Below are 19,022 nucleotides of genomic sequence, written 5' to 3' on the forward strand. Positions count from 1 at the left end.
CAGGGGAAAAGCGGGGATTTGAGAGAATCGGTCCCATGATCGAGGCACGGCGGCTCCACATCCTTCGTGCGGTGGCCGACCACCGTACGGTGACGGCGGCTGCCGCCGCGCTCTATCTCACCCCCTCCGCGGTCTCCCAGCAGCTCACCGCGCTGGAGCAGGAGACAGGTCACCGGCTGGTCGAGCGGAGCGCGAGAGGCGTACGGCTCACTCCGGCCGGCGAGATCCTGCTGAGCCACACCAACGCCGTCCTCGCCCAGCTGGAGCGGGCCGAGGCGGAGCTGGCCGCGTACCGCTCGGGCGCGGCCGGCACGGTCACGGTCGCCTCCTTCGCCACCGGGATCGCCCAGGTCGTCGCGCCCGCCGTGGCCCGCCTCGCGGTTTCCTCCCCCGGCATCCGCCTCCGCGTCCAGGACGCCGAGGGGGACGCGAGCCTCCCGATGGTCCTGGACCGCCAGGTCGACATAGCGGTGGCCGTGGAGTACCGGGGGGCTCCCGCCGCCGACGACCCGCGTCTCACCCACGTCCCGCTCTACGCCGAGCCCTTCGACGCGGTCGTGCCCCTGACCCACCGGCTGGCCGATGCCGAGGAGGTGCCGCTCGCCGAACTGGCCAAGGACCCGTGGATCGGCCCGTACCCCGGCAACCCCTGCCATGACGTGGTGGTCCTGGCCTGCGAGAACGCAGGCTTCCAGCCCCGGCTGGAGCACTCCTCCGACGACTTCCGCGCTGTCGTCGCCCTGGCCTCCGCCGACGCGGGTGTGGCCCTCGTCCCCCGCTCCGCCCTGCGCGGCATGGACCTGACCGCGGTCGTCGTACGCCCCGTCGACGGCGTGGCCCCGACCCGCCGTGTCTTCGCCGCGGTGCGGCGCGGGGCGGAAGGGCACCCCCTGATCAGCCCGGTGCTGGAGGCGCTGGGGGAGGCGGCCGGGTAGGGCGGGCGCGGGAGGGGAGCCTGCGGCATGGCGCGTGGCGCCGGCCGGCCGCCGGAAACCCTCGGTTCGACCCTGGTGTTGTTTCGTTTCTGGGATAGCATCCCGAATATGGGAAACGCGGAAGTGGGGCCGGGCCCCGTGGACGTCCGCCTCGGTGCTCGTCTCGCCGAGCTGCGGGCGGAACGCGGCTGGTCCCTGGGGGAGTTGGCGGAGCGCAGCGGCGTGAGCCGTTCCACGCTGTCCCGCGCCGAGCGGGCCGAGACCAGTCCGACCGCTGCGCTGCTGAACCGCCTCTGCCGCGTCTACGGCCGGACCATGTCCCAGCTGCTCAGTGAGGTGGAGGCCGAGCCCGTCACGGTCGTCCGCGCCGCCGACCAGGCCGTCTGGGAGGACGGCGCCTCCGGGTTCGTACGGCGGTCGGTGTCGCCGCCCGCGGCCGGACTGCGCGGAGAACTCGTCGAGGGGCGCCTCACGGCGGGCGCCGACCTCGCGTACGACGGCCCGTCCGTTCCCGGCCTGGAGCAGCACATCTGGGTCCTCACGGGGGTCCTCCGAGTGACGGACCGGGGCGTCGAGCACGAGCTGACCGCCGGTGACTGCCTGCGGATGCGGGTCTGGGGGCCCGTGCGGTTCAGGTGCCCGGGGCCCGAGGACGCGCGATACGCGCTGGTGGTGGTCGAACCGTGATCACGATCGAGCGGCTCGACGACCGCGCCCGACTGCTGTCGGTCGTGGGGGAGTTGGCGGACCTGCTGGTCCGCACCGTGAACGGCGGAGCGTCCGTCGGTTTTCTCGCACCGCTCGACCGTACGGCGGCCGTCGCCTGGTGGCGGGCGCGCGTCGACGCGGTCCTGGCGGGTGCACTCGCCGTATGGGTGGCCCGTGACGGTGACCGGCTGATCGGCACGGTGAGCCTCGCCTTCCCGGACAAGCCCAACAGCCGCCATCGGGCCGAGCTCGTGAAGCTGATGGTCCACCCGGACGGGCGGGGGCAGGGCGTCGGCAAGGCGTTGCTCGCGACCGCCGAGCGGGCGGCCCTCGACGCCGGTGTCACCCTGCTCCACCTGGACACGGAGACCGGCAGCCCGGCCGAGTGCCTCTACGCCGGGGCCGGTTGGACCCGGATCGGGGCGATCCCCGACTACGCGGCGGACCCGCACGGGAGCCTGCGGCCGACGTCGATCTACTACAAGCGGGTCGGGGAGCGGACCGGTGGCGGCGCCGGTGTACCGGCTCCCGCCGGGTGATTGTCAGTGGGGGCCACTACTGTGCGTCGCATGCCGGATGCCGAAGACGCAAGACGAGTCGCCCTCTCGCTGCCCGACACCACCGAGAAGGTCGCCTGGAACATGCCCACGTTCCGGGTCGCGGGGAAGATGTTCGCCACCCTGCCCGAGGACGAGACGTCCATGGCCGTGCGCTGCCCCAAGGAGGAGCGCGACGAACTGGTGCTGGCCGAGCCCGAGAAGTTCTGGATCGCCGACCACGAGGCCGGCTTCGCCTGGGTACGGGTGCGGCTGTCCGCCCTGGAGGGCGAGCCGGAGCTGCGGGACATCCTTGCCGACTCCTGGCGCCAGGCGGCCCCGAGCCGGCTCCTCGACGCCCACCCCGAGTTGGGGATACCGGCTCCTGACTAGGGCTGTCCTCCAAAGCCCCGCACGGCTGTCCGGCCCGGGCCCGGGGGCACCATGGGGCGCGTAGTCCCGTCGGGGTGAACCCGGTGCTCCGTTTCCCTGCGGCCACGTGCTCCCGGGTCGGGCGCCTGTCGGTCCACGGCGTGGGCCGGTGGCGGTGGCGCGGGCGTCAGACCCCGGCCCGTGCTTCGAGGAAGCCGCCGATCCGCTCCCGCAACGAGGTCGCGTCCAGGCCGTGCGCGGTCACATGCTCCTCGATCTGCCCGTACCGCCGCAGCTCGCGGCGGCCCACCCCCAGCCCCAAGATGCGGTGGGGTACGTCGGCGAGGGCCTCGCCGGCGGCGGCCGTGGAGGTGCCCGCCAGATAGGGCTCCACGAGCACCACATCGGTCCCCGCCCCCTCGGTCGCCCGGCGCAGCGCCGCCGAGTCGAAGGGGCGCACGGTGGTCGCGTACAGCACCGTCACATCAAGCCCCTCCGTCGCCGTGAGGACCGCGTCGAGCAGCGGCCCGACGGCGACGACGACCCCGCGGCGCCCTTCCCGCACGGTGAGGAACCGCTCCCCGTCCACCGCCAGCGCCCGCCCGTTCGACTGCACGGACAGCCGGACGTACACCTTGTCGTCCTTGCCCTCGCCGGCGCCGACCGCGTGGCGCAGCAGCGTCTCGGCCTCGTCGGGGTGCCCCGGCACATGCACCGTCCAGCCGTCCAGTGTGTCCAGCAGTGCCACATCGCCCGGTGCCATGTGCGTGAAGCCGCCGGCGGGCCAGTCGAAGGAGGCGGCGGCGCTGACCAGGACGGCGCCCACGTCCTGGTGCCCGAGATCCAGTTTGACCTGCTCGAAGGGCCGCTCCACCAGGAAGCTCGCGAAGGTGTGCACCACCGGTCGCATCCCGGTCAGTGCGAGTCCCGCGCCCGCGCCGATCAGCAACTGCTCACGGATGCCGACATTGACGACCCGGTCCGGGTGCCGTCGCTCCGCCTCCCTGAAGCCGTCCCTGCCGATCTCGGCGAGGACCAGCGCGACCCTGGGGTCCTCGTCGAGCAGCCGGGAGACGACAGGGGCGAAGCGTTCACGCATGGTGTCCATGAGTGCGGAGTGTCCTTTCGGAGGAGGTGCGAGAGGAGGAGGGAAGGGGAGTGGGGGGTAGCGGTGCCAGGGCTCAGGTGGGCTGCGGTCCGGGGGCGTTCTTGGGCTCCACGCGGGCCACCACGACCCGGGGGCGGCCCGGATGCGGTGCGGTGAAGGCGGCGTGGAGCGCCTCGTGGTCCCGGCCGTCGACCGTCTCGGCGGACCAGCCCGCCGCCTCGAACCGCGCGGCGATGCCGCCGGGCCGCGCATGGCTGGCGGACGAGTTGTCGATCACGACGGTGTGCAGCCGGTCGAGCCCGGCCGGCCCCGCGAACGCGATCGCCTCGTGATTGCTGCCCTCGTCGAGTTCGGCGTCCCCGATGAGCACCCATACCGCCGGATCGGGCCGTCCCTGGGCCCGCAGACCGAGCGCCGTCCCCACCGCGATCGGCAGGCCGTGCCCGAGCGAGCCGCTGCCGATCTCCGCGCCCGGCACCAGCACCCGGTCGGGGTGGTGGCCGAGCGGCGAGTCGTACGAGCCGAAGCCGGGCAGCCAGTCGACCGGGACGAATCCCTTGGCGGCGAGCACCGCGTAGTACGCCATCGGCCCGTGCCCCTTGGAGAGCAGGAACCGGTCGCGCTCCGGGTCGTCCAGCCTCTCCGGTCCCACCCGCAGGACCCGGTCGTACAGCACCCACAGCGCGTCCAGCGTGGACGTGGCCGCGGGGCCGTGCTTCTCGTCGCCCGTCATCAGCGCCATCAGCCGGGGCAGATCCGTGAACCCGTAGGTACGTTCCGTCGTGGTCGTCATGCCACGAGCGTGCTACCTCAATCAAGGTTGAGGTCAAGCGGTGATGTGTGCACGAGTTCCCGACGCCGACCGCGCCGCCCGTCGCGGCTCGCGCTCGCCCGCGATAAAACGGGTGCGCGATCACCGGCCCGAGTGCGGTATTGTTTCCGTGCGCGTTCGGCCAGGGGAAAGCCCAGGTCAGGCGGGCAACGGGACGTGGCGCAGCTTGGTAGCGCACTTGACTGGGGGTCAAGGGGTCGCAGGTTCAAATCCTGTCGTCCCGACTTTGCGAAGTCGAAGGTCAGAGGCCGTTTCAGAGGAGATCTGAGGCGGCCTCTTCCTGTGTCCGGAGCTTCCTCGGGCATGCCGCACTCCGGATCCGGGCGCGTGGAGGCACCGCATGGGGATCGTCTCTGTGCTGATCCCTCTCACCGCCGCGGTCTCGGCCGAGCGCCAGACCGACTGCGACCGCGGGATGGGCGCGGCGCGGACATCGACACCACGCGCGCGCTCGTGGCGGTGGCCGGGACCGGGCGCCGGAACGGTCAGTCCTTCAGGGCGACGAGGACGTGGCTGTCGCCGTACTGCCAGACGGGGGTGATGTGGGCGAAGCCCGCGGTGCGCAGGAGTTCGACGTGGCAGGTCAGGGGCAGGTCGTTGTCGTTGCCGTCGTGGTTGCCGGGCGCGGCCCGGCGCTTCTCCCGCTGGGCGAACAGGTCGGCCAGCTCCGGATCCTCGGCGGCCGCGCTCCACCAGGACCGCCAGTCCTCGTGCTCCCGTGTGCGCGACCGCTCGGCCCGCCGCCGTCCCACCTCGGCGCTGAGGTCCGAGCACCGGTCGTCGTCCAGGGCGAAGTGATCGCCGTTGACGAGGACGCCACCCGGCCGCAGCAGGGCGTACAGGCTGCGGTACGTGCGCAGCAGGGTCCGCTCGGAGAGGTAGTGGAGGGCTGTGGTGGAGACGACCGCGTCCAGCGGGCGGTCCAGGCCGAGGGCGTCGGTCCAGCCGCCCTCGCCGATGACGGCGTCGACGAAACGGGCGGCGTCCGCGTGGTGCGTGCGGCCCAGTTCGAGGAGCAGCGGGTCCATGTCCACGGCGACGATCTCGGCGGCCGGGAGCCGCGCGGCCAGCCGGGCGGCCATCGACCCCGGACCGCAGCCGAGGTCGAGCAGGAGCGGTCGGGCCCTGCCGGTGGTGATGTGCTCGACGACATCGGCGATGACCGTGAACCGCTCCTCGCGAGCGACGGCGTAGTGCTGCTGCTGGCGTTCCCAGCGCTCGATCCACACCTCGGCCGTCTCCATGCTCACGCCCATGGCCTCGCGTCGCCTCTTCCGTATCGCACCGCAGGTTGCGGTCAGAACCTATCGGTTACTGGAAACGGTTTCCATTCGCGCGGGGTGGGCGGTGTCCGGTCGGGCAGGAGCAGGGGCGGCCCAGTCCGTCGTCGTGGGGCGCCGTCCGCGCAGGCGCCCGGGGAGAGAGCCGTGTCGGCGGCTCTCTCCGGTCATGCGGGGTGTCGGCCGGCTGCGGGACGACTTTCAGCCCAACTCGGCCAGCACGTTCAGCAGGTCGTCGATCTCCCCAGCCGTGTTGTACACGTGGACGCTGACCCGTACCGAGCCGTCCCGCTTGTCGGTGCCGGCCTGGCAGAGGTTGTCGGCGCGGACCATGAATCCGTGGCTGTACAGGATGAAGCCGAGATCGTCCGAAGGGATGTCGCGGTGGCGGAAAGTGACGATGTCGTGGCGCCGTTGGACGGGGGAGTCCGCGGCCAGACTGGCCTGGCAGCCGAGGATCTCGTACGGGTCCAGGCGGCGCAGCCCTTCCGTGAGCCGTGCCGTGAGCGCCGTGGTCCAGCGGGCGATCCGGTCCGTGCCGGTGGCGTCCAGCCAGTCGAGAGCGGCCTCCAGCGCGGCGACCCCCACCGTGTTCGGGGTGCCCTGCCAGCCACCCGGCCGGAACTCCGGCCCGCGGCCGGGGGAGTTGCGGGCCCACACGGCCCCGGAACCGGGCAGCGCCAGCGTCTTGTGCCCGGAGAAGACCACGAAGTCCACGTCGAGCCGGTCCACGGACAACGGCAGATGGCCCACGCTCTGCGCGGCGTCCAGGCAGATCGGCACATGGGGGCCGACGGCCTCGCGGACGCGGTGCACGTTCATGTCGCCGCCGTACACGTGGTGGACGTGGGTGACGGCGACGAAGCGGGTGCGCGGACCTGCCAGCGGGGACAGCGCCCGGTGGTCGTAGTCGCCGGACGACTCCTGGTACGGCAGCGGCCTCACCCGTACGGTGACACCCTGCCGTGCCAGCAGGTCCGCGACCTCCAGCCACGGGTCCAGATTGGCCCGGTGGTCGGCGAACGGGACCAGGATCTCGTCGCCGTCCGAGACATGGCCGGGTAGCCAGTCCCGGGCGATCGTCCGCAGCCCCTCGGTGGTGCCGCCCGTGAAGTGGACGTCCGAGCGGTCCGGCGCCGTGTCGCCGAGGAAGTCCTTCACGCGCCGCCGGGTGCGCTCCACCAGGGCCGTCGTGCTGTTGGCCCAGGGGTAACCGCCCCGCCCGGCATTGGCGTTCGAGGTCGTCAGATACGTCTGCACGGCGTCCAGGACGGCCCGAGGTTTCTGGGTGGTGGCCGCGCTGTCGAAGTACGTGAGGCCCGGGTGCGCGGTGATGATGGGGAACTGCTCCCGCACCTCCCGCTGCCAGTCGGCCAGCTCCTCCAGATCGGTTCCCGGCACCGGTCAGTCCCTCACCAGGGGGGCGCCCGCGTCGCGCCACGCGACGATCCCGCCGGACAGACTGCGGACGTCGGGATGACCCATACGGGTCAGCAGCGCGGCGTACCGGGCCGACTTCTCGCCGACGGGGCAGGCCAGCAGCACCGGTTGCCGCTTGCTAAACGGCAGGCCGCCGTGGACCAGTTCCTCGAACAGCTCGTCGGCGATGTTCACCGAACCGTCGATGTGCAGCGCGGCGTAGGCGTGCGGTCCCCGCAGGTCGACCACGAGCGGCCGGGGCCGCCCCTCCTCCAGCCACCGCCGTGCGTCCGCCGCGTCGATCACCGCGGCCTCCGCCCGCACCTCGGCGTCGGACAGGGCCGTCACGGAGTGCCGGCGGGCCGGCCTGCCCAGCAGCTCCGGGCGGCGCTGCCGGACGTACCCGAGATAGCTCTCGGCGCGGTCGCAGACGATGAAGACCGCCGTCCGCCGCTCACCGTCCGCCAACTCGGCGTCGACCGTACGGAGATGGCGTACCGCGCCGTGGAAGGCGGCGCCGCCCGTCGGCCCGGTCAGCAGTCCGCAGCGGCGGATCAGGGTCAGCATCCCGTCGATGGCCTCGTCGGCGGTCACCGACTCGATGGTGTCGTACGTCGCCGGGTCGAACAGGCCCACCTGGTGCACCTCGTCGATCGTTCGGATACCGGGGATGAAGTCCGACTTGTGGGCGACGAGGCCGACCACCCGTACACCGGGATCGTGTTCGCGCAGCACGCGGGCGACGCCCGTGGAGGAGCCCGCCGTGCCCACGCAGGCGATGAACCAGTCGGGGGCCCGCCCGTCCAGGTCCTTGACGATCTCCGGCCCGGTGCCCGCCACATGGGCCTCGGTGTTGCGCGGGTTGAAGTACTGGTCGGTGTGGAAGTACGTGTCGTCCGAGCCGCTGAGGGCCTGGTGGAAACGCGTCAGCGGATCGTCGGTGTCGGTCGGGTCGAGACACTCGCTCTGTCCGGGCAGCTCCTCGATCTCCGCACCCAGCAGCAGGAGCAGATCCTTGATCTCGGGCACCCGCATCCGGTTGGTGACGCTCTTGAAGCGCAGCCCGTGCATACCCGCCAGCAGCGCCAGGGCCTTGGCGGTGTTGCCGCTGGACAGCTCCACGACCGTCGCACCGCGCTCCGCCGCCGAGGGCAGACCCGGGCCGGCCATGTGCCAGGCGGCCCGGTCCTTCACCGAGCCGAACGGATTGAGCATCTCCAGCTTGGCGTACAGGTCGATGCGGCGCAGACCGTGCACGGCCGGATCGATCCGCACCAGCGGCGTGTTGCCGATGGCGTCCGTGATGCTGTCGTACCTCATGAAACCGCTCCACCCACTCCCGTGATCGGCCAGTACTCCTCGTCGAGGCGCCAACTCCAGGAGTCCCGCTCCCGGGTGACGGCGACCGTGCGCGCGAGCGGCTGCCGCTGCGCACGGTGGGCGTGGAAGTCCATCGCGTATCCGGCGGTGTTGGCGAACGCCAACAGGTCGCCCGTGCGCGGGAGTCGGGGCAGATAGACCTTGCGGCGGGTGATCAGATCGGCCTCCAGACAGAGATTGCCGGCGAGATGGACCCCCACCGGTCCCGCGCCGGTGTCCGTGCTCGGTCCCGGACGGGGGAGGAGGACCGGGTCGACGAGCACCCCGTGCTCCTCCAGGCTCACGTCACCGGCGTTCATCCCGAGCCGCACCAGGAGGTCGCCCGAGTCCGCGCCGGCCCGGCGTACGTCGAGGACCCGTGCCAGCGTCAGTCCGCACTGGTCGACCAGGGCCCTGCCCGGCTCGCAGGCCAGGTCGTAGAGGTGCTCCAGGAGCAGGGTGGCCGTCGGGCGGCCCGAGGCGGGGGCGGGGTGGCGGAGCAGTTCGTCGAGGTAGCCGGGGCCCGCGGTGCGGCGATGGGCCGGGTAGAGCGCCGGGGCCCCGCGCAGGGTGCCGTTCTCGTTCCGCAGCCCGTACCCGTGTCCGCGCCACGTCAGGGCGGGCCGGGTGCCCAGCACGGCCTCGGCGAGCGCGGTGGTGTAGCGCTCCCACTGGCCGGCGTCGGCGACGTACCCGACCCCGAAGCCGCCGCCGATGTCGATGACCCGGGGGTCCAGTCCGCGGGATCGGCACTCGTCCATGACCGCGACACACGTCTCCAGCGCGACGGCCTTCTCCGCCATACCGGTGGTGTCCAGATGGTAGGCGACCCCGGTCAACCGGACCGCGTCCGCGTGCCGTGCGACCGCGTCGACCAGGGCGTCCACCTCGCGCACGGGTGAGCCGAAGCGGCTGCGACGGAAGAGGACCCTGGTGCCCGACGCCGCGGAAGCGGACGCCTCGAACTCCGAGAGCCGCAGCAGGACGTCGGTGCGGGGCAGGCCGTACTTCCTGACCAGCCCGGCCAGTTGATCGAGCTCGGCGGGGGAGTCGAGGTTGACGCAGGCGCCCGTGCGGGCGGCCAGCCACAGGAACTCGGGGTCCTTCGGCCCGGTGGCCATGATCCGGTCGGGGGTGAAGCCGGACTCCAGGGCGTGCCGCAGCTCGCCCAGCGAGGCGACGTCGATTCCCACCCCGGCCGGGTCGGTCGCCGTCAGCCGCCGCACCAGGCTGTGCGCCTGGTTGGCCTTGTGCGCGTAGTACAGCCGGCCGCCGAGGCGGTGCTCGCGGTAGACGGCGTGGAAGCCGGCGACGTTGTCCGCGATCCGGTCGGGCAGCAGCACGTTGAGCGGTGAGCCGAGCGAGTCGGCGAGGGAGTGCAGGAAGGGCGAGGCTTCCAGTAACGCGTCGAGCGGTGGTTCCAGTCGTGGTCGCAGATACAAAGGCGTGCGCACGGCAGGCGGCCCCCTATGGTGTGCACCGGCGATGGCGGCTCCCGGCAGTCGAGCACCGCCGTGGAGTACCGGCAGGCCTCACACAGCCGTTCGGGGGTCAGCATTTCCCGTCGAATATCCCTTTAAGCCCTGGGATAGTCCCTGGTCTCCGCCGCCCCGCGGTCCCGAGGAGGTCCTGCGCCGCCCGGGGAGCGCTGTCCGACGGCGGTTCGGGGCAGGTCGCCGGGCGCGGGCCCGGGCCGACGCGGCGGGCGGACAAGGGCTCGACCGGGCGGATGCGAGTGCGAGCGCCGGCGGGTGATCACCGCCCCGCCGCAGCCGTCCGCGGGGGCGCCGACAGGGGGCGCACGGGGGCGGGTTCGCGTCGCTTCGCGTGTCCCCGGTGGACCGGACGGAGCGCCGCTCGCTTTGATGGGGACGGCGCGGGCCACCGTGCCGCCACAGGGCCGGACGGCCCCCACCGCACACGCCCCGGAGTGGAGCTGCCATGGTGACGGATCGGTACGGCAACGCCCTGTTCGAGTGCACCGCCGAGGCGGCGGCCCATCTGGACCGGGCCGTGGAAGGGCTGCTGTTCTTCCGCCCCGAGTTCCCCACCGCGGTCGCCGACGCCGTCGCCGCATGCCCCACGGCACCGCTGGCACAGGCGTTCTCGGCGTATCTGGGCGTCCTGGGCACCGAGCCGCGCGACGCCGTCGAGGCCCGCCGCCGCTTCACCGAGTACGGCGCCGGGCTGGACCGCACGGCACTGCCCCGCAGGGAGCGCATGCATCTCGCGGCCGCGGAGGCCTGGCTCGGGGGCGACCTGAGCACGGCGGCCCGCATCCTCGAAGAACTCGTCGTGGCGCACCCCCGCGACCCGCTGGCCCTGGCGGTCGGCCACCAACTGGACTTCTTCACCGGGGACGCGACCCGGCTGCGGGACCGGATCGGCGGAGCGCTCCCGGCCTGGGACGCCGACGACCCCCACCGCGGCCCCCTGATGGGCATGTACGCGTTCGGACTGGAGGAGTCAGGGCACTACGACCGCGCCCTGGAGACCGCCCTCGCCGCCGTCGAGCAGAACCCCCGCGACGTCTGGGCCATCCACGCGGTCGTCCACGTCCACGAGATGCGCGGGCGGTACGCGGACGGCATCGACTACCTCGACGCACGGCTCGACGACTGGGCCCGCGGCACCCTCCTGACCGTGCACAGCTGGTGGCACTACGCCCTGTACGCGCTGGAGGCCGGCGACACCGACACGGCCACCCGGATCTACGACGCCGTACTGCACCACGAGGACTCCAGCGGGTTCGTCATGGAGCTCCTCGACGCGGCCTCCCTGCTGTGGCGGTTCCTCCTCGCCGACCTGGACCAGGACACCCGGTGGCAGGCCCTCGCCGACGCCTGGGCGGCCCGCGCCGACCCGCCGTACTACGCCTTCAACGACGTCCACGCCGTCATGGCCTTCGCCGGGGCGGGCCGGCTGGCCGAGGCGGACGCGTTCCTCGCCGAACGGCGGCGCCGGCTGGAACGGGACGACGCCCGCCGGACCACCAACCACGCGATGACCGCCGAGATCGGGCTGCCCGTCGGTGAGGCGCTGGTCGCCTACGCGCGAGGCGACCACGAGACGGTGGTCGACCTGCTGTGGCCCGTCCGCCGCCGCGTGCACGCCTTCGGCGGCAGTCACGCCCAGCGGGACGCCGTCCAGCGCACCCTCCTGGAGTCGGCCCTGCGCGCCGGACGAGCCGACCTGGCCCGACTGCTCCTCGGGGAACGCACCGGACTGAGCCCCCACAACCCCTACAACTGGCTGCGCCAGGCCCGGCTCGCCGACACGCTGGGCGAGGCCGGCCGCGCCGCCGTCGCCCGCGACACGGCGCACGAGCTGGCGGCCCCCGCCGCGAACCGGCTGAAGCGGGGACTGCACCGGCCGTATCTCGCCCGCACCCCTTGAGCGGCTCTCCCTCAGGGGGCGGCAAGTGTCGGCCCCAGCGGAAGGTCCCGCCGCGCCGGGCTTTAACCCGGCCCCGCGCGATCTCGCCCTCGACGCCGAGGACACGGCTCACCCCCGTGCTCGGTCGACGGCAACAGCCACTCCCCGATCTGGTAGGGGGGAACATCTGCTGGTCCAGCAGCAGCACACGGTGGCCGCGCGACGCGACGGCCGACGCGGCGGTCGACCCGGCCGCCGGCACGGGCCCCCGCCGACGACGATCACCTCGATCTTCCTTGCGGGGCAACGGCGTTGACCCTGAAGGCTGGCGGCCGAACGTCAGAACATCTCGGCCGACGGTGTTCGGGACCCCGGCGGCACACGCCACGCGCCGCCGGGAGCCCCCTTGGTCACCCGCTAGGACACGCAGCCGACATGGGCGAGGGCCTGCTTCAGCAGGACTCCCTGGCCGCCCGGCATCTCGTTCTGGACGGACGCCGACGCGGCCTCCTGCGGGCTGAACCACACCAGGTCGAGCGCGTCCTGCCGGGGGCGGCAGTCGCCGGACACCGGGACGATGTACGCGAGCGCCACCGCGTGCTGCCGGGGGTCGTGGAACGGTGTGATGCCCTGCGTCGGGAAGTACTCGGCGACCGTGAAGGGCTGCAACGAGGCCGGGACGCGGGGCAGCGCCACGGGGCCGAGGTCCTTCTCCAGATGGCGCAGGAGCGCGTCGCGTACCCGCTCGTGGTGCATCACGCGGCCGGACACCAGCGTGCGGCTGACCGTTCCGTCCGGGCCGATGCGCAGCAGCAGGCCGATGCTGGTGACTTCGCCGCTGTCGTCGACGCGCACGGGCACGGCCTCGACGTACAGGATCGGCATACGGGCACGCGCCGATTCGAGTTCGTCGGAAGTCAGCCAGCCGGGCGTGGTTTCGGTCATGTCAGACATTGGCCGATCATACTTTCCAGGTCACCTGGCGCGCGCGTCGCTCCGATCACATGCGCCGCGTCCGTGTCGCGTGCCGTTCAGTCGTGGGCGGCCCACATGCCCCGTACATGACCGAGGTGGCGGGTCATCACCGCCCGGACGGTGTCCTCGTCGCGGTCGAGGAGGGCGTCGAGGAGTTCCAGGTGCTCCTCGGCGGACGCCAGGAGACGGCCCGCCTCGACGAGCGCGGTCAGCCCGTACAGGCGGGAGCGCTTGCGCAGGTCGCCCACCACCTCGACCAGATGCGCGTTGCCCGCGAGGGCCAGCAGGCCGAGGTGGAAGCGGGTGTCGGCCTCCACGTACGCGATGAGGTCCCCGGCGGCCGCGGCGGCCACGATCTCCCGTGCGGCGGGCCGCAGCGCCTCCAGGGAGACCGGGTCGGCGGTGCGGGCCAGGGCGACGGTGGTCGGGATCTCGATCAGCGAGCGGACGTGGGTGTACTCGTCGAGCTGCTTCTCGGTCACGGCGGTGACCCGGAAGCCCTTGTTGGGCACGGTGTCGACCAGGCCCTCCTTGACCAGGTCCAGCATGGCCTCGCGCACCGGTGTCGCCGAGACGCCGAAGCGGGCGGCGAGCGCGGGGGCGGAGTAGACCTGGCCCGGCCGCAGTTCACCGGCGATCAGCGCGGCCCGCAGCGCGTCGGCGACCCGTTCGCGATAGCTGCTCTTCTTCCCGCCGAGCACCGGCAGGTCGGGCGCCGGAGGACCGGCGGCACCCCGGACGCCGGCGGCACCCCGGACGCCGGGGGCGCCCCGGGTGTCGGTGGCGGCCGGCGGCACGGAGGCGGCAGCCGACGCGGAGGGTGCGCCGGTGTGCTGCGGGGCCATGGGGGTCATGCGGTCTCTCCTGGAGTCCTGGAGCCCGGAATCCCAAGGGTTGTCCCGTAATCCCCGGCGTCGCGCGCCCGCCTTGGATCACGGGACGACTTCTAGAGGACGAATCCGGAGGGGAAGGGGTCGGTCGGGTCGAGCAGGTACTGGGCCGTGCCGGTGATCCAGGCACGGCCCGTGAAGCTGGGGAGCACGGCGGGGATCCCGGCCACCTCGGTCTCGCCGAGGAGGCGTCCGGTGAAGTGGGTGCCGATGAAGGACTCGTTCACGAACTCGGTGTGCAGCGGGAGTTCGCCTCGCGCGTGCAGTTGCGCCATGCGGGCGCTGGTGCCCGTACCGCAGGGCGAGCGGTCGAACCAGCCGGGGTGGATCGCCATCGCGTGCCGTGAGTGCCGGGCGGTGGCGCCGGGCGCGTACAGATGGACGTGGTGGACACCGCGGATGGACGGGTCCTCGGGGTGGACGGGCTCCTCCTCGGCGTTGACGGCGTCCATCAGGTCGAGGCCCGCGCGGAGGATGTCGTCCTTGCGGGAGCGGTCGAAGGGCAGCCCGAACTCGGCGAGCGGCAGGATGGCGTAGAAGTTACCGCCGTACGCCAGGTCGTAGGTGACCGTCCGCCCGTCGGCCAGGGTGATCCTGCGGTCGAGGCCGGCCGAGAAGGACGGCACGTTCCGCAGGGTGACCGCCTGCGCGGCGCCGTCCTCCACCGCCACCTCGGCCACGACGAGGCCGGCCGGGGTGTCGAGACGGATGGTGGTGACCGGCTCGACGACCTCGACCATGCCGGTCTCCACCAGGACCGTCGCCACCCCGATCGTGCCGTGGCCGCACATGGGCAGATAGCCGGAGACCTCGATGTAGACCACGCCCCAGTCGCAGTCGGGGCGGGTGGGCGGCTGGAGGACCGCACCGCTCATCGCCGCGTGACCGCGGGGTTCGTTCATCAGCAACTGCTTGACGTCGTCCCGGTGTTCACGGAACCAGAGCCGCCGTTCGTTCATGGTCGCGCCGGGGATCGTACCGATCCCGCCGGTGATCACCCGGGTGGGCATGCCCTCGGTGTGCGAGTCGACGGCGTGCAGGACGAGCTTGCTGCGCATGACCGTTCTCCTTCCGCTCCCCTCCCGCGCGCGTTACGCGAGCCCCGCGGCGACGGCCTTCTCGGTGGCCGACCTGATCACGGCCTCCTGCTCCGGCAGCAGTTCCACCCGCGGTGGCCGGCAGCGCCCGCCGTGCCGGCCCACGACGTCCATGGAGAGCTTGATGGCCTGCACGAACTCGACCTTGGAGTCCCAGCGGAGCAGCGGGTGCAACTGCGCGTACAGCCCCTTCGCCGTCGCGAGGTCCCCGTCCACCGCCGCGTGGTACAGCTCCACGGTCGCCGCGGGCAGCGCGTTCGGGTAACCGGCGACCCAGCCCTTGGCGCCCGCCAGCGCCAGCTCCAGCAGCACGTCGTCGGCGCCGATCAACAGGTCCAGCTCAGGGGCGAGTTCGGCCAGCTGGTAGGCCCGGCGCACATCGCCGGAGAACTCCTTCACGGCCCGGATGTACCCCTCGCCGTGCAGTCTGGCCAGCAACTCGGGGACCAGATCGACCTTGGTGTCGATCGGGTTGTTGTACGCCACGACCGGCACGCCCGCCTTCGCGACCTCCGCGTAGTGCGCCAGCACCGAGCGCTCGTCGGCGCGGTAGGCGTTCGGTGGGAGCAGCATCACCGAGGCGCAGCCCGCGTCCCGTGCCTGCTCGGCCCAGCGGCGGGACTCGGCGGAGCCGTAGGCGGCGACGCCGGGCATCACCCGCGAGCCGCCGATCGCCGCGACGGCCGTCTCCACGACCCGCGCCCGCTCCTCGGGAGTCAGCACCTGGTACTCGCCGAGGGAGCCGTTCGGCACGACACCGTCACAGCCGTTCTCGACCAGCCAGGCGCAGTGCTCGGCGTACTTGTCGTAGTCCACCGACAGATCGTCGCGGAGGGGGAGTGCGGTGGCGACGAGGACACCGCGCCAGGGGCGGTCGCCGGTGCCGGTCGAGCGCGCGGAAGTGGTCATCTGCGGTTCCCTCCATGGGGTGTGACATGGTACTGGCGGCTTTTCGGGACGAGCTGCTTCCCGGCGACGGCTCACTCCACGGGCGGACCTCCCGGCTCCTCGGTCTCCCCGGCCCGCGCCAGCACACCGAGCGGCACGGGGAGCGCGAACGGCCGCCGCGCCACCCCCTCCGCGCACCCGGTGACCCCCGCGACCGCGGGCCCGCACATCCGGCCCTGGCACCAGCCCATCCCGGCCCTGGTGAGCAGTTTCACCGTCCGGACGTCCCCGGCCCCCAGCTCCCCGACGGCCTCGCGGACCGCCCCGGCGGTGACCTCCTCGCACCGGCAGACCACCGTGTCGTCGGTGACCTGCTCGGTCCAGTGCGCGGGCGGCGCATGAACGGCATCGAGCGCGGCGAAGAACTCCCGCAGCCGTGTACGGGCCGTGGCCGCCGCCGCCCACTCCCGCGGATCCGGTGTCCAGCCGTGGAGCCGGGCCGCCGCCGACCGCCCGGCGACATGGCCCTCGGCGAGGGAGAGGTCAGCGCCGCCGATGCCGGTGGCCTCGCCCGCCGCCCAGACACCCGGTACGTCGGTGCGCTGCTCGTCGTCGACGGCCACCTTCGTGCCGTGGGCGTCGATCCGGCAGCCCAGGGACTCGGCGAGGTCGGTGTGCGGGACCATGCCGTGCCCGACGGCGAGCGTGTCGCAGGGAACGCGCCGCTCGCTGCCGGGCCTGACCCGCCCCCCGGCGTCCAGCGCGGCCACGGTCACGGCCTCCAGCCGGTCGGTGCCGTGCGCCTCGACCACGGTGTGGCGTACGAGGGTCCGCACCCGGTGGCGCAGCAACCGGACCGCGTACCCGGCTCCTTCGGCCAGCTTGTCCGTCCGGCCCGCGAGCGGCCCCGCCCGCCGGACGAGCGCCCTGGGGTCGGCGGACTCGACCAGCGCCGCCACCCTGACCCCGGCCGCCGCGAGCCCGGTCGCCACCGGCAGCAGCAACGGCCCCGTCCCGGCGACGACCGCCGTACGGCCGGACACCACGAGCCCGCCCTTCAGCATCGCCTGCGCGCCCCCGGCGGTGACCACGCCCGGCAGGGTCCAGCCGGGGAAGGGCAGCACCTTCTCGTAGCCGCCGGTCGCGAGCACGACGGCGTCGGCCCGCACCTCGACGGGTTCCTCCTGCCCGGGCCCGAGCAGCGCGTGCACGGTGAAGCCGCCGGAGGCGGCGGCCCCCGGCCCGGTGGTCCCCGCGGACCGCGGCTCCACGCACCACACGTGGTGGTCGGGCAGATGGGTGATGTGCCCGGCGGCGATGTGCCGTTCGAAGCCGTCGGACAGCCGCCGCCAGGTCCGCCACCGGTGGTGGAGCGACTGCGGACGCCGTGCCCCGAGTGCCGCCGCGGGCTGCCGGTAGAACTGGCCGCCGGGCGCCTGCGCCGAGTCGACCACCGTCACGTGGACGCCCCGCCCGGCCGCCGCCAGCGCCGCGGCGAGGCCCGCCGGCCCCGCGCCGACGACCGCGAGGCGGGGCGGCCGTCCAGGGCGCGGCCCGACCGGTTCACTGCCCATGCCCCGTCCCCTCCTGGGTGCGGATCGCGTCGCCCGGCCGGACCGGCATCAGACAAGCCCTTTGGTTGGGACGGTCGTTGACGGTCACCAGACAGTCGAAGCAGACGCCGATACCGCAGAACACCCCGCGCGGGCGGCCCTCGCCCCGGGTGGTGCGCCAGGACGTCACCCCGGCCGCCCAGAGCGCCGCCGCGACCGTCTGGCCGGGCAGGGCGTCCAGCTCACGGCCGTCGAGGGTGACGGTGAAGGGGGGACCCGGTTCGGCCGCCGCCCGCTCCAACGGGTTCATTCCCGCTCCTCCTCGTGTGCGGTGGACCGGTGGGAATCCTGGTCGAACGCGACGGGCCGGTGGGCATCCTCGCCGTGTGCGGTCAACCGGTGGGAACCCTCGCCGAACGCGAGGGGCCGGTCGGGGTCCTCCCCGCGCGCGGCGAAGCGGTCCGGGCGGAACGGGGTGAGATCCAGCTCGGGCGTCCCGCCCCCGAGCACCTGGGCGATCAGCTGCCCCGTCCCGGTGGCGAGCCCGATGCCCGCCCCCTCGTGTCCGCACGCGTGGAACAGCCCTGGCATCCGCGGGTCCGGCCCGATCGCCGGCAGATGGTCGGGCATGTACGGCCGGAACCCCACGTACGTCCGCGTCGCGCGCACCCGCTCCAGGAACGGGAACAACCGGGTCGCGCCCGCCGCCAGCGCCCGTACGACGGGCAGTGAGAACGACCGGTCGAAGCCGACCCGTTCCCGGCTCGCCCCGATGAGCACCGGCCCGGCGGCCGTGCCCTCGACGACCGGGGAGGTCTGCAGCGCCGCCGAGTCGCTGGCCACGTCGGCCACGTAGTCGGCGGCGTACACCTTGTGCCGGACCAGGGGCGGCAGCGGTTCGGTGACGAGGACGAAGCCACGCCGGGGAAGCACGGGCAGGCGGACCCCGGCGAGCGCGGCCACCTCGCCGCTCCAGGTGCCCGCGGCGTTCACCACCGCCGGGGCGCGGATCTCGCCCCGGTCGGTCCGCACGCCGCGCACGGCGCCGTCGTGTGTGCGCAGCACCCCGGTCACCGCGCGGCCGGTGAGCAGACGGGCACCCGACGCCCGCACGAGATGCGCGGCGGCCAGGGCCGGCATCACCTGGGCGTCCTGCGGGTAGTACACACCGCCCGCGAGACCGGGGGCCAACTGCGGTTCCAGATCATGGAGTTGCGCGGCGGTGACCGTCTCCGCCGTGACCCCGGCGGCGCGCTGCCCGGCCGCGAACTCCTCCAGCGCGGCGACCCCTTCGGCCGTCGAGGCGACCACGAGCCCGCCCTTCGGGTCGTACTCGAACGCCGTACCGAGGCCCGGTTCGGAAGCCAGCCCGGTCCACAGACGACGGGACAGCAGGGCCAGTTCCAGTTCGGGGCCGGGCTCCTTGTCGGAGACCAGGAGGTTGCCCTCGCCCGCCCCGGTCGTGCCGCCGGCCACCGGGCCGCGGTCCACCACCGTCACGTCCAGACCCGCCCGGGCCGCGTACAGGGCGCAGGCCGCGCCCACCATTCCCGCTCCGACAACCACGACGTCGCAGGTCAGTCGCTCGGTCACATCAGTACTATGTCACATGGCGCTGTGGGGCGGAATACCGTGGACCGAGGCACGGAAGCGCCCCACCACCCCGGGTACTCCCGCGCTCGTCGGGCCCTCCGC

General features: G+C 73.2%; 18 protein-coding genes and 1 tRNA gene. 6 read left to right on the top strand and 13 right to left on the bottom strand.

All coding sequences use genetic code 11. The features are described 5' to 3' along the window. Positions 1-35 precede the first annotated feature (35 nt). The 4 genes from AC067N_RS06310 to AC067N_RS06325 all read left to right on the top strand — a co-directional run bounded on the left by AC067N_RS06310 (position 36) and on the right by AC067N_RS06325 (position 2,572). Positions 36-935: a LysR substrate-binding domain-containing protein gene (locus AC067N_RS06310; RefSeq protein ID WP_478677705.1), complete on the top strand. Its 900-nt coding sequence runs from the start codon at positions 36-38 to the stop codon at positions 933-935. A 108-nt stretch (positions 936-1,043) separates the two neighbouring features. Beyond that, positions 1,044-1,622 (top strand): helix-turn-helix domain-containing protein, encoded by a 579-nt coding sequence (locus tag AC067N_RS06315; protein ID WP_478677706.1) that lies wholly within the window; start codon positions 1,044-1,046, stop codon positions 1,620-1,622. Then, positions 1,622-2,182, top strand: coding sequence for an N-acetyltransferase family protein (locus AC067N_RS06320; RefSeq protein ID WP_478677773.1), 561 nt, complete (start codon positions 1,622-1,624; stop codon positions 2,180-2,182). The genes AC067N_RS06315 and AC067N_RS06320 overlap by 1 nt, the downstream gene beginning before the upstream one ends. A 30-nt stretch (positions 2,183-2,212) precedes the next feature. Further along, positions 2,213-2,572: an MmcQ/YjbR family DNA-binding protein gene (locus AC067N_RS06325; protein ID WP_478677707.1), complete on the top strand. Its 360-nt coding sequence runs from the start codon at positions 2,213-2,215 to the stop codon at positions 2,570-2,572. 166 nt (positions 2,573-2,738) lie between these two features. Here AC067N_RS06325 and AC067N_RS06330 read toward each other — a convergent pair whose 3' ends face one another. Beyond that, positions 2,739-3,659, bottom strand: a complete 921-nt coding sequence (locus tag AC067N_RS06330; protein WP_478677708.1) for a transketolase family protein — start codon at positions 3,657-3,659, stop codon at positions 2,739-2,741. Positions 3,660-3,732: 73 nt separating this feature from the next. Further along, positions 3,733-4,452 carry a transketolase gene (locus AC067N_RS06335; RefSeq protein WP_478677709.1) on the bottom strand — a complete coding sequence of 240 codons (720 nt, stop codon included), beginning with the start codon at positions 4,450-4,452 and terminating at the stop codon, positions 3,733-3,735. Between the two features lie 189 nt (positions 4,453-4,641). On the opposite strand from AC067N_RS06335, the gene AC067N_RS06340 reads away from it, so the two are divergent. After that, positions 4,642-4,715 (top strand) — tRNA-Pro (locus AC067N_RS06340). Between the two features lie 261 nt (positions 4,716-4,976). On the opposite strand, the gene AC067N_RS06345 is transcribed toward AC067N_RS06340, so the two are convergent. From AC067N_RS06345 to AC067N_RS06360, 4 genes are all read right to left on the bottom strand, one after another. Beyond that, a complete protein-coding gene (locus AC067N_RS06345; protein ID WP_478677710.1) occupies positions 4,977-5,747 on the bottom strand; it encodes a class I SAM-dependent methyltransferase in 771 nt (256 codons plus the stop codon). A 225-nt stretch (positions 5,748-5,972) separates the two neighbouring features. Then, positions 5,973-7,172, bottom strand: a complete 1,200-nt coding sequence (locus AC067N_RS06350; RefSeq protein WP_478677711.1) for an aminotransferase class V-fold PLP-dependent enzyme — start codon at positions 7,170-7,172, stop codon at positions 5,973-5,975. 3 nt (positions 7,173-7,175) lie between these two features. Then, on the bottom strand, positions 7,176-8,510 hold the full coding sequence (locus AC067N_RS06355; protein WP_478677712.1) for a pyridoxal-phosphate dependent enzyme: 1,335 nt from the start codon (positions 8,508-8,510) through the stop codon (positions 7,176-7,178). Then, positions 8,507-10,003 carry a Y4yA family PLP-dependent enzyme gene (locus AC067N_RS06360; protein ID WP_478677713.1) on the bottom strand — a complete coding sequence of 499 codons (1,497 nt, stop codon included), beginning with the start codon at positions 10,001-10,003 and terminating at the stop codon, positions 8,507-8,509. The genes AC067N_RS06355 and AC067N_RS06360 overlap by 4 nt, the downstream gene beginning before the upstream one ends. Positions 10,004-10,490: 487 nt before the next feature. Between AC067N_RS06360 and AC067N_RS06365 the strand changes: the two genes are divergently transcribed. Continuing rightward, the gene (locus tag AC067N_RS06365) at positions 10,491-11,945 is read left to right on the top strand and encodes a tetratricopeptide repeat protein (protein ID WP_478677714.1); all 1,455 of its coding nucleotides are present in this window, start codon (positions 10,491-10,493) and stop codon (positions 11,943-11,945) included. Between the two features lie 396 nt (positions 11,946-12,341). Here the strand turns inward: AC067N_RS06365 and AC067N_RS06370 are convergent, their stop codons facing one another. The 7 genes from AC067N_RS06370 to AC067N_RS06400 form a co-directional block, all read right to left on the bottom strand. Next, positions 12,342-12,869, bottom strand: a complete 528-nt coding sequence (locus AC067N_RS06370) for an NUDIX hydrolase family protein (RefSeq protein WP_478677774.1) — start codon at positions 12,867-12,869, stop codon at positions 12,342-12,344. Between the two features lie 86 nt (positions 12,870-12,955). Beyond that, positions 12,956-13,744 carry a GntR family transcriptional regulator gene (locus tag AC067N_RS06375; protein WP_478677775.1) on the bottom strand — a complete coding sequence of 263 codons (789 nt, stop codon included), beginning with the start codon at positions 13,742-13,744 and terminating at the stop codon, positions 12,956-12,958. 101 nt (positions 13,745-13,845) lie between these two features. After that, positions 13,846-14,847 (bottom strand): proline racemase family protein, encoded by a 1,002-nt coding sequence (locus tag AC067N_RS06380; protein ID WP_478677715.1) that lies wholly within the window; start codon positions 14,845-14,847, stop codon positions 13,846-13,848. 33 nt (positions 14,848-14,880) lie between these two features. Continuing rightward, the gene (locus tag AC067N_RS06385; protein ID WP_478677716.1) at positions 14,881-15,795 is read right to left on the bottom strand and encodes a dihydrodipicolinate synthase family protein; all 915 of its coding nucleotides are present in this window, start codon (positions 15,793-15,795) and stop codon (positions 14,881-14,883) included. Between the two features lie 71 nt (positions 15,796-15,866). Then, positions 15,867-17,348 (bottom strand): FAD-dependent oxidoreductase, encoded by a 1,482-nt coding sequence (locus tag AC067N_RS06390; protein WP_478677717.1) that lies wholly within the window; start codon positions 17,346-17,348, stop codon positions 15,867-15,869. Beyond that, positions 17,338-17,637 carry a (2Fe-2S)-binding protein gene (locus tag AC067N_RS06395; RefSeq protein WP_478677718.1) on the bottom strand — a complete coding sequence of 100 codons (300 nt, stop codon included), beginning with the start codon at positions 17,635-17,637 and terminating at the stop codon, positions 17,338-17,340. Before AC067N_RS06395 ends, AC067N_RS06390 begins: the two co-directional genes overlap by 11 nt. Next, a complete protein-coding gene (locus AC067N_RS06400) occupies positions 17,634-18,920 on the bottom strand; it encodes an NAD(P)/FAD-dependent oxidoreductase (protein WP_478677719.1) in 1,287 nt (428 codons plus the stop codon). The genes AC067N_RS06395 and AC067N_RS06400 overlap by 4 nt, the downstream gene beginning before the upstream one ends. Positions 18,921-19,022 lie beyond the last annotated feature (102 nt).

It is taken from the genome of Streptomyces sp. NPDC042364 (assembly GCF_056437585.1).

Bases quoted from the DNA above. Each gene is read 5' to 3' on its own strand.
- AC067N_RS06310 (WP_478677705.1), top strand. From the start codon at position 36: ATGATCGAGGCACGGCGGCTCCACATCCTTCGTGCGGTGGCCGACCAC.
- AC067N_RS06315 (WP_478677706.1), top strand. From the start codon at position 1,044: ATGGGAAACGCGGAAGTGGGGCCGGGCCCCGTGGACGTCCGCCTCGGT.
- AC067N_RS06325 (WP_478677707.1), top strand. From the start codon at position 2,213: ATGCCGGATGCCGAAGACGCAAGACGAGTCGCCCTCTCGCTGCCCGAC.
- AC067N_RS06330 (WP_478677708.1), bottom strand. From the start codon at position 3,659: ATGGACACCATGCGTGAACGCTTCGCCCCTGTCGTCTCCCGGCTGCTC.
- AC067N_RS06335 (WP_478677709.1), bottom strand. From the start codon at position 4,452: ATGACGACCACGACGGAACGTACCTACGGGTTCACGGATCTGCCCCGG.
- AC067N_RS06345 (WP_478677710.1), bottom strand. From the start codon at position 5,747: ATGGGCGTGAGCATGGAGACGGCCGAGGTGTGGATCGAGCGCTGGGAA.
- AC067N_RS06355 (WP_478677712.1), bottom strand. From the start codon at position 8,510: ATGAGGTACGACAGCATCACGGACGCCATCGGCAACACGCCGCTGGTG.
- AC067N_RS06365 (WP_478677714.1), top strand. From the start codon at position 10,491: ATGGTGACGGATCGGTACGGCAACGCCCTGTTCGAGTGCACCGCCGAG.
- AC067N_RS06370 (WP_478677774.1), bottom strand. From the start codon at position 12,869: ATGACCGAAACCACGCCCGGCTGGCTGACTTCCGACGAACTCGAATCG.
- AC067N_RS06375 (WP_478677775.1), bottom strand. From the start codon at position 13,744: ATGGCCCCGCAGCACACCGGCGCACCCTCCGCGTCGGCTGCCGCCTCC.
- AC067N_RS06380 (WP_478677715.1), bottom strand. From the start codon at position 14,847: ATGCGCAGCAAGCTCGTCCTGCACGCCGTCGACTCGCACACCGAGGGC.
- AC067N_RS06385 (WP_478677716.1), bottom strand. From the start codon at position 15,795: ATGACCACTTCCGCGCGCTCGACCGGCACCGGCGACCGCCCCTGGCGC.
- AC067N_RS06390 (WP_478677717.1), bottom strand. From the start codon at position 17,348: ATGGGCAGTGAACCGGTCGGGCCGCGCCCTGGACGGCCGCCCCGCCTC.
- AC067N_RS06395 (WP_478677718.1), bottom strand. From the start codon at position 17,637: ATGAACCCGTTGGAGCGGGCGGCGGCCGAACCGGGTCCCCCCTTCACC.